General features: G+C 54.2%; 13 protein-coding genes. All 13 read left to right on the top strand.

The genetic code is table 11. From position 1 onward, the window contains the following. The first annotated feature begins 7 nt into the window (after positions 1–7). The 13 genes from rpoC to rpsC all read left to right on the top strand — a co-directional run bounded on the left by rpoC (position 8) and on the right by rpsC (position 13,320). Complete coding sequence (gene rpoC, locus REH51_RS09945; RefSeq protein ID WP_498935589.1) at positions 8–4,222, top strand: DNA-directed RNA polymerase subunit beta'; 4,215 nt, start codon at positions 8–10, stop codon at positions 4,220–4,222. A gap of 199 nt (positions 4,223–4,421) precedes the next feature. After that, positions 4,422–4,796 carry a 30S ribosomal protein S12 gene (gene rpsL / locus REH51_RS09950; protein ID WP_009098973.1) on the top strand — a complete coding sequence of 125 codons (375 nt, stop codon included), beginning with the start codon at positions 4,422–4,424 and terminating at the stop codon, positions 4,794–4,796. A 141-nt stretch (positions 4,797–4,937) separates the two neighbouring features. Next, complete coding sequence (gene rpsG, locus REH51_RS09955) at positions 4,938–5,408, top strand: 30S ribosomal protein S7 (protein ID WP_498935591.1); 471 nt, start codon at positions 4,938–4,940, stop codon at positions 5,406–5,408. A gap of 167 nt (positions 5,409–5,575) precedes the next feature. After that, entirely contained in the window at positions 5,576–7,699 is a 2,124-nt protein-coding gene (gene fusA / locus REH51_RS09960; protein WP_498935593.1) for an elongation factor G, read from the top strand. Positions 7,700–7,728: 29 nt separating this feature from the next. Continuing rightward, a complete protein-coding gene (tuf, locus tag REH51_RS09965; RefSeq protein WP_498935595.1) occupies positions 7,729–8,922 on the top strand; it encodes an elongation factor Tu in 1,194 nt (397 codons plus the stop codon). 160 nt (positions 8,923–9,082) lie between these two features. After that, positions 9,083–9,394 (top strand): 30S ribosomal protein S10, encoded by a 312-nt coding sequence (gene rpsJ / locus REH51_RS09970; RefSeq protein WP_009098983.1) that lies wholly within the window; start codon positions 9,083–9,085, stop codon positions 9,392–9,394. Between the two features lie 152 nt (positions 9,395–9,546). Beyond that, entirely contained in the window at positions 9,547–10,185 is a 639-nt protein-coding gene (gene rplC / locus REH51_RS09975; protein ID WP_009723904.1) for a 50S ribosomal protein L3, read from the top strand. A gap of 15 nt (positions 10,186–10,200) precedes the next feature. After that, the gene (rplD, locus tag REH51_RS09980) at positions 10,201–10,806 is read left to right on the top strand and encodes a 50S ribosomal protein L4 (RefSeq protein WP_009723903.1); all 606 of its coding nucleotides are present in this window, start codon (positions 10,201–10,203) and stop codon (positions 10,804–10,806) included. Then, complete coding sequence (gene rplW, locus REH51_RS09985; RefSeq protein ID WP_009723902.1) at positions 10,803–11,099, top strand: 50S ribosomal protein L23; 297 nt, start codon at positions 10,803–10,805, stop codon at positions 11,097–11,099. The genes rplD and rplW overlap by 4 nt, the downstream gene beginning before the upstream one ends. Positions 11,100–11,116: 17 nt before the next feature. Continuing rightward, on the top strand, positions 11,117–11,947 hold the full coding sequence (gene rplB / locus REH51_RS09990) for a 50S ribosomal protein L2 (protein WP_498935597.1): 831 nt from the start codon (positions 11,117–11,119) through the stop codon (positions 11,945–11,947). Positions 11,948–11,980: 33 nt separating this feature from the next. Next, positions 11,981–12,256 carry a 30S ribosomal protein S19 gene (rpsS, locus tag REH51_RS09995; protein ID WP_009098993.1) on the top strand — a complete coding sequence of 92 codons (276 nt, stop codon included), beginning with the start codon at positions 11,981–11,983 and terminating at the stop codon, positions 12,254–12,256. Positions 12,257–12,274: 18 nt separating this feature from the next. After that, positions 12,275–12,607, top strand: a complete 333-nt coding sequence (gene rplV, locus REH51_RS10000; protein ID WP_009723900.1) for a 50S ribosomal protein L22 — start codon at positions 12,275–12,277, stop codon at positions 12,605–12,607. A gap of 11 nt (positions 12,608–12,618) precedes the next feature. After that, positions 12,619–13,320: a 30S ribosomal protein S3 gene (gene rpsC, locus REH51_RS10005; protein ID WP_009723899.1), complete on the top strand. Its 702-nt coding sequence runs from the start codon at positions 12,619–12,621 to the stop codon at positions 13,318–13,320. Positions 13,321–13,330 lie beyond the last annotated feature (10 nt).

The raw sequence follows: 13,330 nt of genomic DNA on the forward strand, positions 1-13,330 counted from the left end.
CCGTCCCATGAAAGATTTGGTGAAAGTACTCAAATCGCAATCTCAGTCCGAAGAGTTTGACGCGATCAAGATTACCCTGGCGTCGCCGGACATGATTCGCTCCTGGTCGTTCGGCGAGGTGAAGAAGCCTGAGACCATCAACTACCGCACCTTTAAGCCGGAGCGGGATGGTCTGTTCTGCGCCAAGATTTTTGGCCCGGTCAAAGACTATGAGTGCTTGTGCGGCAAGTATAAGCGCATGAAGCACCGCGGCATCATTTGTGAGAAGTGTGGCGTTGAAGTCACCAAGGCTGCCGTGCGCCGTGAGCGCATGGGCCATATCGAGCTGGCGTCGCCGGTTGCTCACATTTGGTTTTTGAAGTCGCTGCCGTCGCGTATCGGCATGTTCCTCGATATGACCCTGCGTGATATCGAACGCGTGCTGTACTTCGAAAGCTTTGTCGTTATCGATCCCGGCATGACCACGCTTGAGCGTGGTCAGTTACTCAACGATGAGCAGTACTTTGAAGCGCTAGAAGAGTTCGGCGATGACTTCGATGCCCGCATGGGTGCCGAAGCCGTTCAAGAGCTGCTGAAAGACATCGATCTGGAAGAAGAAATTAATCATCTGCGTGAAGAAATTCCGCAGACCAACTCTGAAACCAAGATTAAGAAGCTTTCTAAACGCTTGAAGCTGCTCGAAGCCTTCTATCACTCCGGCAATGCGCCGGCGTGGATGGTTATGGAAGTGCTGCCCGTGCTGCCGCCGGATCTTCGTCCGCTGGTGCCGCTGGACGGCGGCCGCTTCGCGACCTCAGATCTAAACGACCTTTATCGTCGCGTCATTAACCGTAACAACCGCCTGAAGCGTCTGCTGGATCTCAATGCGCCGGATATTATCGTGCGCAACGAGAAGCGTATGCTGCAAGAAGCGGTTGATGCGTTGTTAGATAATGGTCGTCGTGGCCGTGCAATTACAGGCTCTAACAAGCGTCCTCTGAAATCCCTTGCCGATATGATCAAGGGTAAGCAAGGTCGTTTCCGTCAGAACTTGCTAGGTAAGCGCGTTGATTACTCAGGCCGTTCGGTTATCACCGTTGGTCCGCCCCTGCGTCTGCACCAGTGTGGTCTGCCGAAGAAAATGGCGCTTGAGCTGTTCAAGCCGTTTATCTACTCCAAGCTACAGTCACTGGGCTACGCCTCAACGATTAAAGCTGCCAAGAAGATGGTTGAGCGCGAATTGCCTGAGGTGTGGGACATCCTTGCCGATGTTATCCGTGAACACCCGGTACTGCTTAACCGTGCGCCGACGCTCCACCGCCTTGGTATCCAAGCGTTTGAGCCGCTGTTGATCGAAGGTAAAGCGATCCAGCTGCACCCGTTGGTCTGTGCCGCCTACAACGCCGACTTCGACGGTGACCAGATGGCGGTACACGTACCGCTGACCCTGGAAGCCCAGCTTGAAGCGCGCGCGCTGATGATGGCCACCAACAACGTGCTGTCGCCAGCCAACGGCGAGCCGATTATCGTACCCTCGCAAGACGTTGTTCTGGGTCTGTATTACATGACCCGCGAAAAGATCAACGCCAAAGGCGAAGGCATGGTGTTCTCTGACCTTAATGAGGTAGAGCGCGCGTTTGGAACTCAGTCGGTATCGCTGCACGCCCGCGTAAAAGTTCGTTTGGACGAAGTAGATGTCGAAGAAGAGACCGGTGTGCGTAGTTTCCACCGTCGCATCTACGACACGACGGTTGGTCGTGCGCTGCTGTTCCGCATTTTGCCGGAAGGCGTGCCGTTCTCGCTGATTGATCAGCCGATGAAGAAGAAAGCGATCTCCAGCTTGATCAACGAGGTATACCGTCGTGCGGGCTTGAAGCCGACGGTTATCTTTGCTGACCAACTGATGTACACCGGTTTCCGTTTGGCAACGTGGTCGGGCGCTTCTATCGGTGTTAACGACTTCGTTATCCCTGATGCGAAAACTGAGATTGTCGACGCTGCAGAAGCAGAAGTTAAAGAGATCGAAGACCAGTTCTCTTCTGGCCTGGTAACTGCCGGCGAGAAGTACAACAAGGTTATCGATATCTGGTCAAAGGCCAACGATAAAGTCGCTAAGGCGATGATGGTGGGTATCTCTAAAGAGACCGTCATCGACCGTGAAGGTAACGAAGTTGAGCAAGACTCGTTCAACAGCGTCTTCATCATGGCTGACTCTGGTGCGCGTGGTTCTGCCGCCCAGATCCGTCAGTTGGCGGGTATGCGTGGTCTGATGGCCAAGCCGGATGGCTCGATTATTGAAACGCCGATCGTCGCCAACTTCCGGGAAGGTTTGAACGTACTGCAGTACTTCATCTCGACCCACGGTGCACGTAAAGGTCTTGCGGATACGGCCCTGAAAACAGCCAACTCCGGTTACCTGACCCGCCGTTTGGTGGATGTTGCTCAGGACTTGGTCATCACCGAGACCGATTGCGGCACCGATAAAGGTCTGACGCTGCACCCGATCATCGAAGGCGGTGACATCATTGTACCGCTGTCTCAGCGTGTACTCGGTCGCGTGGTCGCAATTGATGTTATCGATCCGAGCACCGATGAAGTGCTTATCGCTCGCGGCACGTTGCTTGATGAGAAATGGTGTGCATCGCTAGATACCATGGGTGTCGACGAAATTATTGTTCGCTCTACCATTACCTGTGACACGCCACACGGTGTGTGTGCATCCTGTTACGGCCGTGACTTGGCGCGTGGTCATCAGGTGAATATTGGTGAGTCTGTTGGCGTTATCGCCGCGCAGTCCATCGGTGAGCCGGGTACCCAGCTAACCATGCGTACGTTCCACATTGGTGGTGCGGCGTCGCGTTCATCAGCAGTAGACAGCGTTCAGGTTAAGCATGGCGGTAAGGTACGTCTACACAACATCAAGCACGTAGAGCGTGCTGACGGTAAGCTGGTCGTTGTTTCTCGTTCCAGTGCACTTGCGGTCGCTGATGACCACGGTCGTGAGCGTGAGTACTACAAGCTACCTTACGGTGCAGAACTGTCGGTTCGTGACGGTGATGTGGTTGATGGGGGGGCGGTTGTCGCGAAGTGGGATCCGCACACTCATCCGATCATTGCCGAAGTAGAGGGTAAGGCGCAGTTTATTGATCTCGACGAAGGTGTCACCATGCACCGCAGTGTCGACGAGATGACTGGCCTATCGTCTATTGAAGTTATCGAGTCGGCTGCCCGTCCGATGGCCGGTCGCGACAAGCGCCCGATGGTGATGTTGCAAGATGCGGCTGGTGAGTATGTTTCGGTGTCTGGCTCGAATACACCGGTACAGTACCTGTTGCCAGGCAACTCTATTATCTCCGTCGATGATGGTTCTACCATTGGCGTGGGTGAAGTCGTCGCGCGTATCCCGGTAGAAGCATCTGGTAACAAAGATATTACCGGTGGTCTGCCACGGGTTGCTGACTTGTTTGAAGCGCGTAAGCCGAAAGAGTCTGCGATCTTGGCCGAAATCAGTGGTGTCATCAGCTTTGGTAAAGAGACCAAGGGTAAGCGTCGTTTGACGATTACTCCAGAATCTGGCGACCCGTTTGAAGCGCTGATCCCGAAATGGCGCCAAATCGCTGTCTTCGAAGGCGAAAAGGTCGAGAAGGGCGAAGTGATTTCGGATGGTCCGAGCAATCCCCACGATATCCTGCGCTTATTGGGCGTGGCGGAACTGGCCAAATACATTACCGCCGAAGTTCAAGACGTTTATCGTCTGCAGGGTGTAGGCATCAACGATAAGCACATCGAAGTTATTGTGCGTCAGATGCTGCGTAAGGTAGAGATCACAGATTCTGGTGACTCTGACTTTATCACCGGTGATCAAGCAGAGCTTGTGCGCGTACTTGAGCAAAATGCGCGACTTGAGAAAGAAGACAAATTCCCAGCCAAGTACCAACGCTTGCTGTTGGGTATTACTAAGGCCAGCTTGGCAACTGAATCGTTCATTTCAGCGGCGTCGTTCCAGGAAACGACACGCGTATTGACCGAAGCAGCGGTAACCGGCAAGCGCGATTATCTGCGCGGCCTGAAAGAAAACGTGGTGGTTGGGCGTCTGATTCCGGCAGGTACCGGTCTGACTCACCACGCAGAGCGTCGTCGCAAGCGCGAAGACGTTGAGCGTCTGTTCAACCCATCAGCTACTGAAGTTGAGCAGGAGCTTGGTGCTCAGTTAACCGCCCTTGATTCAGACGACGAGCTGTAATCAACGGTAAGGGAAAACGAGTAACAACGAGTCGCTGGCCCTTATGACGCCGTCTTGCTGGTTAAACCGCCAGCAAGACTTGACGTCACCTAGGGTCAGCCTTTAGAATGCGCAGCCTTTAACAGTGGGGTGGGTGCGCCCGCATCCGCTGCACGTATTTGTTAAAAGGCCAGGCAACCATTGGAGTCAGCTAAACACCATGGCAACGATTAATCAGCTAGTGCGCAAGCCGCGCAAGCGCCCCGTCACTAAGAGTGACGTACCTGCGCTTCAGGCATGCCCGCAAAAGCGCGGCGTTTGTACGCGCGTTTATACTACTACCCCTAAGAAGCCGAACTCGGCCCTGCGTAAGGTTTGCCGTGTGCGCCTTACCAACGGCTTCGAAGTGTCTTCTTACATCGGTGGGGAAGGGCACAACCTGCAAGAGCACTCTGTTGTTCTGATTCGCGGCGGTCGTGTAAAGGATTTGCCAGGTGTGCGTTATCACACCGTTCGTGGCGCCCTTGACACCTCTGGCGTACAGAACCGTAAGCAGGGTCGTTCTAAGTACGGTACCAAGCGTCCGAAGTCCTAAGGCGTCTTGTTGCAGCGTCTTAAGGCGCTTGCGTTGTTACCTTAATACGAATATGACGGTCTGATAAGAGTAAGGTCGGGCGGCGCTACTAGCGCAATTGGTCCCGGGTTTACCTGAAGGATCCTTAATTGAGGGCTTATCATGCCTAGAAGAAGAGTTGTAGCTAAACGCGAAATCCTGCCGGATCCTAAGTTCGGAAGTGAGCGTCTGGCGAAGTTCATGAACCACTTGATGGTCAGCGGCAAGAAGTCCATAGCTGAGCGCATCGTCTACGGTGCGTTGGACAAGGTTGCCGAGCGTAGTAATGAAGAGCCGCTGGAAATCTTCGACAAAGCGCTGGAAACTATCCAGCCGATGGTCGAAGTAAAGTCGCGCCGCGTTGGTGGTGCGACCTATCAGGTGCCGGTCGAAGTTCGTCCTTCGCGTCGCCAAGCCCTAGCAATGCGCTGGTTGGTAGACGCTGCGCGTCGCCGCGGTGAGAAAACGATGGTTCAGCGCCTGGCAGGTGAAATGCTGGATGCCGCTGAAGGCAAAGGCTCGGCTGGTAAGAAGCGTGAAGATGTGCACCGTATGGCAGAAGCCAACAAGGCCTTCTCTCACTATCGTTTCTAAACTCGGCGTTTCTAAGTTTGTGTTTCTTTTTGCTGGTTGTGCTGCGTTAAAGAATTTTTTCGCCATGCTGCAACACGCCGCCGCTATCGTTGTCGATGGCGGCAGTGGCATACGCAAAATGAACACTGCTGAATTAACGAGCATCGCCAACTAACGGGAGCTTCACCGTGGCACGCAAGACTCCACTTAATCGTTATCGCAATATCGGTATCGTCGCTCACGTTGACGCGGGTAAAACCACGACAACTGAACGCGTACTGTTCTACACCGGTCTTTCCCATAAAGTGGGTGAAGTACACGACGGTGCGGCGACCATGGACTGGATGGAGCAGGAGCAGGAGCGTGGGATTACTATCACCTCAGCTGCAACTACCTGTTTCTGGCAGGGTATGGACAAGCAGTTTCCTGAGCACCGTATCAATATCATTGATACGCCTGGGCACGTTGACTTCACTATCGAAGTTGAACGTTCTCTGCGTGTTCTGGATGGTGCTGTCGTTGTACTGTGTGGTTCTTCCGGCGTTCAGCCGCAGACCGAAACCGTCTGGCGTCAGGCTAATAAGTACGAAGTTCCGCGTATGGTTTTCGTCAATAAGATGGACCGTACTGGCGCTGACTTCTTTATGGTCGTTGACCAGCTTAAAGAGCGCTTAGGAGCTAATGCTGTGCCGATCCAGATCAACTGGGGCACAGAGGAAGATTTCAAAGGCGTTATCGACCTGATTCAGATGAAGGCTATCCTGTGGGACGAGGAAAGCCTGGGTATGAATTACGAGCTTGTTGATATTCCGGCTGAGCTGCAAGAGACTGCCGAAACGTATCGCGAGCAAATGGTTAAAGCCGCTGCCGAAGGCTCTGAAGAGCTGATGGATAAGTACTTGGAAGGCGGCGAGCTGTCGATTGAAGAGATCAAGGCTGGTCTTCGTGCGCGTACGTTAGCCAACGACATTGTTCTGGTGACCTGTGGTTCTGCATTTAAGAACAAAGGTGTTCAGGCAGTGCTTGACGGCGTTATCGAATACATGCCTTCGCCGACTGAAGTTAAGGCGATCGAAGGTGAGCTAGACGATAAAGACGGTACCGTCGATACGCGCGAAGCGGATGACAGTGCACCGTTTGCGGCGTTGGCGTTTAAAATCGCTACCGACCCCTTCGTTGGTACTTTGACCTTTATCCGCGTCTACTCGGGCGTTCTGAAGTCTGGTGACGGTGTTTATAACTCCGTTAAGCAGAAGAAAGAGCGTGTTGGTCGTATCGTTCAGATGCATGCCAATTCGCGTGAAGAGATCAAAGAAGTATTGGCTGGGGACATCGCAGCGTGTATCGGCCTGAAAGACGTCACTACGGGTGACACCCTGTGCGACATCGATAACAAAATTGTTCTCGAGCGCATGGAGTTCCCGGATCCGGTTATCTCGTTAGCCGTTGAGCCGAAGTCGAAGGCTGATCAGGAAAAGATGGGTGTTGCTCTGGGTAAACTGGCCCAGGAAGATCCCTCTTTCCAAGTGAAAACCGACGAAGAAACCGGCCAGACGATCATTTCTGGTATGGGTGAGCTGCACCTCGATATCCTTGTTGACCGTATGCGTCGCGAGTTCAAGGTTAAAGCCAATATCGGTAAGCCTCAGGTTGCCTATCGCGAAACCATTCGTGGCAACATTGAGCAAGAAGGCAAGTTCGTGCGTCAGTCAGGTGGTCGTGGTCAGTATGGTCACGTTTGGCTGCGTATTGAGCCGCTGACTGCTGCAGAAAAGGGTGAAGGCGAAGAAGAAATTTTCTTCAAATTCAACTCTGAAATCGTGGGTGGTGCGGTTCCCAAGGAATACGTGCCTGCGGTTGAGAAGGGTGCCTACGAACAGCTCAAAAACGGTGTCATCGCGGGTTACCCGATGATCGACGTTAAAGTAACGCTGTTTGATGGTTCCTTCCATGACGTGGACTCTAACGAGACTGCGTTCAAGATTGCTTCTTCTATGGCAGTGAAAGAAGGTGCCAGGAAGGCCAAGGCCGTGCTGCTGGAGCCGGTGATGAAGGTCGAAATCGTGACCCCCGAAGAGTTTATGGGTGACGTCATGGGCGACCTGAGCCGTCGTCGCGGTCTGGTGCAGGGCATGGATGACTCCTCTTCTGGTAAAGTCATTCGTGCAACGGTGCCACTGGGTGAGATGTTCGGTTACGCAACCGATCTGCGCTCACAACCCCAGGGCCGCGGGAGCTACTCTATGGAGTTCGCGAAGTACGAGGAGGCGCCCTCCAGCGTCGTTGAAGCCGTCATCAATCAAAACGGTTAACCGTTAGCTAACGTAAAGAGGTTATAGCAGTGGCTAAGGAAAAATTTGAACGTTCCAAACCGCACGTCAACGTCGGCACCATCGGTCACGTCGACCACGGTAAAACGACTCTGACAGCGGCCCTGACCCGCGTGTCTGCTGAGGTTTTCGGCGGTGACTGGCGTGAGTTTGATACCATCGATAACGCTCCTGAAGAGCGTGAGCGCGGTATCACCATCGCTACGTCTCACGTTGAGTATCAGTCTGAAGAGCGCCACTACGCGCACGTTGACTGCCCAGGACACGCTGACTACGTCAAGAACATGATCACCGGTGCTGCGCAGATGGATGGCGCGATCCTGGTATGTTCTGCCGCTGACGGCCCGATGCCGCAGACGCGTGAGCACATCCTGCTGTCTCGTCAGGTTGGCGTTCCGTACATCGTTGTGTTCCTGAACAAAGCGGACATGGTCGATGACGAAGAGCTACTTGAGCTAGTTGAGATGGAAGTTCGCGAACTCCTCGACGAGTACGACTTCCCGGGCGATGACACGCCGATCATCACTGGTTCTGCGCTGATGGCGCTGAACGGTGAAGATGAGAACGGCATGGGTACTCCCGCCGTTGCAAATCTGATCAAAGCTCTGGATGAGTACATTCCTGAGCCGGAGCGTGCTATCGCCCAGCCGTTCCTGATGCCGATCGAAGACGTATTCTCTATCTCTGGCCGCGGTACTGTTGTTACCGGTCGTGTAGAGCGCGGTATCGTTAAAGCGGGCGAAGAAGTGGAAATCGTGGGTATCCGCGACACCACTAAAACCATCGTCACCGGTGTTGAAATGTTCCGTAAGCTGCTCGACGAAGGTCGTGCAGGTGAGAACGTTGGCGCCCTGCTGCGTGGTACTAAGCGTGATGACGTCGAGCGTGGCCAGGTTCTGGCTAAGCCGGGCACCATCAATCCGCACACTACCTTCGAAGCTGAAGTTTACGTGCTGTCCAAAGAAGAAGGTGGTCGTCACACGCCTTTCTTCAAGGGCTACCGTCCCCAGTTCTACTTCCGTACCACTGATGTAACTGGTACTTGTGAACTGCCGGAAGGCGTTGAAATGGTAATGCCGGGCGACAACGTGAAAATGGTTGTTACCCTGATCGCTCCGATCGCTATGGACGACGGTCTGCGCTTCGCAATTCGCGAAGGTGGTCGTACCGTTGGTGCTGGCGTTGTTGCAAAAATCATCAAGTAAGCTTACTTGATTGATTGATCAAGGGGGCTCTCGCGAGCCCCCTTTTCTGCGCACCAATAGCAAATGTTTGACATGGGCTTTTGGCGTGCCTATAATGCGCATCCTTTGAATGCGTGGGTAGACGGCTCGCGCCGTCGACATCCATTGGAGTTTAGGGCAAATGCAGAACCAAAAGATTCGCATTCGGTTGAAAGCGTTCGACCATCGCCTGATCGATCAGTCCACAGCGGAGATCGTTGAAACCGCTAAGCGTACTGGTGCTCAGGTTCGTGGTCCGATCCCGCTGCCGACCAACCGCGAGCGTTACACCATTCTGATTTCACCGCACGTCAACAAAGATGCGCGTGACCAGTATGAGATTCGTACGCACAAGCGTGTGCTCGATATTGTTGAGCCAACCGAGAAAACTGTTGATGCGCTGATGAAGCTCGATCTCGCCGCTGGCGTAGACGTGCAAATCAAGCTCGACTAATTACACTAGACACTTCGCGGCCCAGCGCTCATTAATTTTTTAGGATGAGCAGCAGCCGCCGCGCCGTGAGGCGCCACACAATGTGCTAGTGGAATGCTCTGGAAAGGGCAGCCATAGCGGGTGATAGCCCCGTACACTATAGGAGACTGAGTATGACTATCGGTTTAGTCGGTAAAAAGGCCGGGATGACCCGTGTCTTTACCGAAGATGGCGCTTCCGTGCCCGTGACCGTTATTGAAGTTGATCCTAACCGTGTAACGCGCGTTAAGACTCTTGAGTCTGACGGTTACGCAGCGGTTCAGGTCACCACAGGTTCTCGTAAAGCCAAGCACCTCACCAAAGCGCAAGCTGGTCAGTTTGCCAAGGCGGGTGTTGAGGCTGGTCGTTCACTAATGGAGTTTCGTCTTGCAGAAGGCGAAGAATCTCCAGAAGTGGGTGGCGAACTCACCGTATCCCTCTTCGAAGCTGGTCAAATGATTGACGTGACCGGCACCTCTAAGGGTAAAGGCTTCCAGGGTGCTGTTAAGCGCTGGAATTTCCGTACCCAAGACAACACGCATGGTAACTCCCTGTCGCACCGCGCGCCGGGTTCTATCGGCATGTGTCAGACTCCGGGTCGCGTATTTAAAGGCAAGAAAATGGCCGGTCAAATGGGTAATGCCCGTTGCACCGTACAGAGCCTTGAAATCGTCCGTGTCGACGCCGAGCGTAACCTGCTGCTGATCAAAGGTGCTGTTCCGGGCGCGACCGGTAGCGATGTTATCGTTCGCAGCGCCGTGAAAGCTCGCTGAAGGGGATAATTACCAATGAATCTGAATCTTGCTGCAGGCACGGGTACCGTTGAAGTAGCCGATGCCACTTTTGGCAAAGAATTCAACGAAGCGCTGGTTCACCAGGTGGTAACCGCCTATTTGGCTGGTGGCCGTCAAGGTACTCGCGCTCAAAAGAACCGTTCCGACGTACGTGGTGGTGGTAAGAAGCCGTGGCGTCAGAAGGGTACCGGTCGTGCACGTGCCGGTACTATCCGCTCTCCGCTATGGCGCAGCGGCGGCGTAACTTTCGCGGCGCGTCCTCAGGACCATAGCCAGAAAGTAAACCGCAAAATGTACCGTGCGGCGATGCGTTCCATCCTGTCTGAACTCGTACGTCAAGAGCGTCTTATCGCTGTTGAAGAGTTCAGCGTTGAAGCGCCGAAGACCAAGCAGGTAGCTGCCAAGCTGAAAGAGCTCAACCTTGAGAAAGTGTTGATCGTCACTGAAGAAATTGACGAGAAGCTCTATCTGGCCGCACGCAACCTTCCCCACGTTGACGTGGTGGATGTCGCTGCAGCTGATCCGGTGAGCCTAGTGGCCTTTGATAAGGTTCTGGTCACCGTCTCCGCCCTGCGTAAATTCGAGGAGAAGCTGGCATGAACCAGGAGCGCGTATTTAAGGTTCTGCTTGGACCGCACGTGACCGAAAAGGCCGCGATGGCAGCCGAGCGCAACCAGTACGTTTTCAAAGTGGCATCTGATGCTACTAAGCCCGAGATCAAGAAAGCCGTTGAAGCACTATTCGGCAAGAAGGTCGGCAGCGTTCAAGTATTGAACGTGAAGGGTAAAACTAAGCGTACTGCTCACGGCGTTGGCCTGCGTAAGGGTTACCGCAAAGCGTATGTGACCCTGGCTGCGGGTGAAACGCTCGAAGACTTCTCTGGCGCCGAATAAGGGCAGGAGTACGGATAATGGCAATCGTCAAGACCAACCCCACACCCGCCGGTCGTCGCCACGTCGTTAAGATCGTTGGTGAGGAACTGTACAAAGGCCGTGCTTATGCACCGCTTTTGGAGAAACAGTCCAAGTCCGGTGGCCGTAACAACTACGGTCGCATCACCACCCGCCACGTGGGCGGTGGTCACCGTCAGCACTATCGGTTGATCGACTTCAAGCGCACCAAAGATGGCATTCCTGCCACTGTTGAGCGTCTGGAGCACGACCCGAACCGTAGTGCGCATATTGCACTATTGAAATATGCAGATGGTGAGCGTCGTTACATCATTGCACCGAAAGGTGTCAGCGCGGGTGACGTGCTGGAATCTGGTGTTAACGCGCCCATCAAAAAAGGCAATGCTTTGCCGCTGCGCAATATTCCGCTTGGTTCTACCGTTCACGGTATCGAACTGAAGCCGGGTAAAGGCGCGCAGATTGCTCGCAGTGCCGGTACTAGCGCTCAGCTAGTTGCTCGTGAAGGTAACTACGCCACCTTACGTCTTCGCTCTGGCGAAATGCGTAAAGTGCTGGCTGAGTGCCGCGCAACTCTGGGTGAAGTGAGCAACTCCGAGCACAGCCTGCGTCAACTTGGCAAGGCCGGTGCGAAGCGCTGGAGAGGCGTGCGTCCGACTGTTCGCGGTGTCGCGATGAACCCGGTGGATCACCCGCACGGTGGTGGTGAAGGCCGCACCAGTGGTGGTCGTCACCCGGTATCCCCATGGGGTGTGCCGACTAAGGGTCACAAGACGCGTAAGAACAAGCGCACCGACAAGCTGATTATCCGTCGTCGTAACAAGACGCGTTAATCGAAATTGCCAAGAACTTAAGAGGTAACGGCTGTGCCACGTTCACTAAAGAAAGGTCCCTTCATTGACCTTCATCTTTTGAAGAAGGTAGAGGCTGCAGTGGAGAAGAACGATCGCAAACCAATCAAGACTTGGTCGCGTCGTTCGATGATCCTGCCCAACATGGTAGGTCTGACTATTGCGGTCCATAACGGACGCCAGCATGTCCCGGTGCACGTCTCCGAGGAAATGGTGGGTCATAAACTTGGCGAATTCGCTGCTACTCGCACATATCGCGGGCATGCGGCGGACAAGAAAGCCAAACGGTAAGCCAGAGAGGATTAAGAGATGGAAGTCACAGCTAAGCTGAGTGGCGCTGCTTTATCCGCACAGAAGGCCCGTTTGGTGGCTGACCAGGTGCGCGGTAAACCGGTCGCCGAAGCTATTGACCTGCTGACCTTCTCACCGAAGAAGGCTGCCAAACTGGTCAAGAAAGTGCTTCAGTCCGCCATCGCGAATGCGGAAGAAAATAACGGCATGGACATCGACGAGCTGCGTGTCTCGACCATCTGCGTCGATGAGGGCATGACGCTCAAGCGTATCAAGCCGCGCGCCAAAGGCCGTGCGGATCGTATCTTGAAGCGCACCTGCCACATCACCGTCAAGGTAGCCGAGAAGTAGGAGTCGACCAGATGGGTCAGAAAGTCAATCCAACAGGCATTCGACTGGGCATCGTCAAAGACCATGCTTCTGTCTGGTATGCCGAGCGCGGCGCCTATGCCGATAAGCTCAATAACGATCTCGAAGTGCGCAGCTTTCTGGATCAGCGTTTAAAGAACGCTTCCGTAAGCCGCATTCACATCGAGCGTCCGGCTAACAATGCCCGCATCACCATTCACACTGCCCGTCCGGGTATCGTGATTGGCAAAAAAGGTGAAGATGTCGACCGTTTGCGTCGCGATCTGACCGAGATGATGGGTGTTCCGGTTCATGTGAACATCGAAGAAGTTCGCAAGCCGGAGCTGGATGCCAAGCTAGTCGCTGCTAACGTAGCGGGTCAGCTTGAGCGTCGCGTCATGTTCCGTCGTGCTATGAAGCGCGCGGTACAGAACGCAATGCGTCTTGGCGCTGGCGGCATTAAGATTCAGCTGTCAGGTCGTCTGGGTGGTGCCGAAATCGCACGTACCGAATGGTACCGCGAAGGTCGCGTTCCGTTGCACACGTTGCGTGCGGATATCGACTACGCCACTTACGAAGCTCACACCACCTACGGCGTCATCGGCGTCAAAGTGTGGATCTTCAAGGGCGAAATCCTCGGTGGTATCGAGGAAGTACGTGCCAAGGCTAAGCAACAGCCTGCCGGCAACGCGCCCAAGAAGAAAGGTTCCAGGTAAGGGGAGAGCG

Source organism: Halomonas bluephagenesis, assembly GCF_054790765.1.

What these genes read in the sequence shown, in the direction of transcription:
- rplC (WP_009723904.1), top strand. Translation starts at nt 9,547, where the DNA reads ATGACTATCGGTTTAGTCGGTAAAAAGGCCGGGATGACCCGTGTCTTT.
- rpsL (WP_009098973.1), top strand. Translation starts at nt 4,422, where the DNA reads ATGGCAACGATTAATCAGCTAGTGCGCAAGCCGCGCAAGCGCCCCGTC.
- rpsG (WP_498935591.1), top strand. Translation starts at nt 4,938, where the DNA reads ATGCCTAGAAGAAGAGTTGTAGCTAAACGCGAAATCCTGCCGGATCCT.
- rpsC (WP_009723899.1), top strand. Translation starts at nt 12,619, where the DNA reads ATGGGTCAGAAAGTCAATCCAACAGGCATTCGACTGGGCATCGTCAAA.
- rplD (WP_009723903.1), top strand. Translation starts at nt 10,201, where the DNA reads ATGAATCTGAATCTTGCTGCAGGCACGGGTACCGTTGAAGTAGCCGAT.
- rplV (WP_009723900.1), top strand. Translation starts at nt 12,275, where the DNA reads ATGGAAGTCACAGCTAAGCTGAGTGGCGCTGCTTTATCCGCACAGAAG.
- rpoC (WP_498935589.1), top strand. Translation starts at nt 8, where the DNA reads ATGAAAGATTTGGTGAAAGTACTCAAATCGCAATCTCAGTCCGAAGAG.
- rplB (WP_498935597.1), top strand. Translation starts at nt 11,117, where the DNA reads ATGGCAATCGTCAAGACCAACCCCACACCCGCCGGTCGTCGCCACGTC.
- rplW (WP_009723902.1), top strand. Translation starts at nt 10,803, where the DNA reads ATGAACCAGGAGCGCGTATTTAAGGTTCTGCTTGGACCGCACGTGACC.
- rpsJ (WP_009098983.1), top strand. Translation starts at nt 9,083, where the DNA reads ATGCAGAACCAAAAGATTCGCATTCGGTTGAAAGCGTTCGACCATCGC.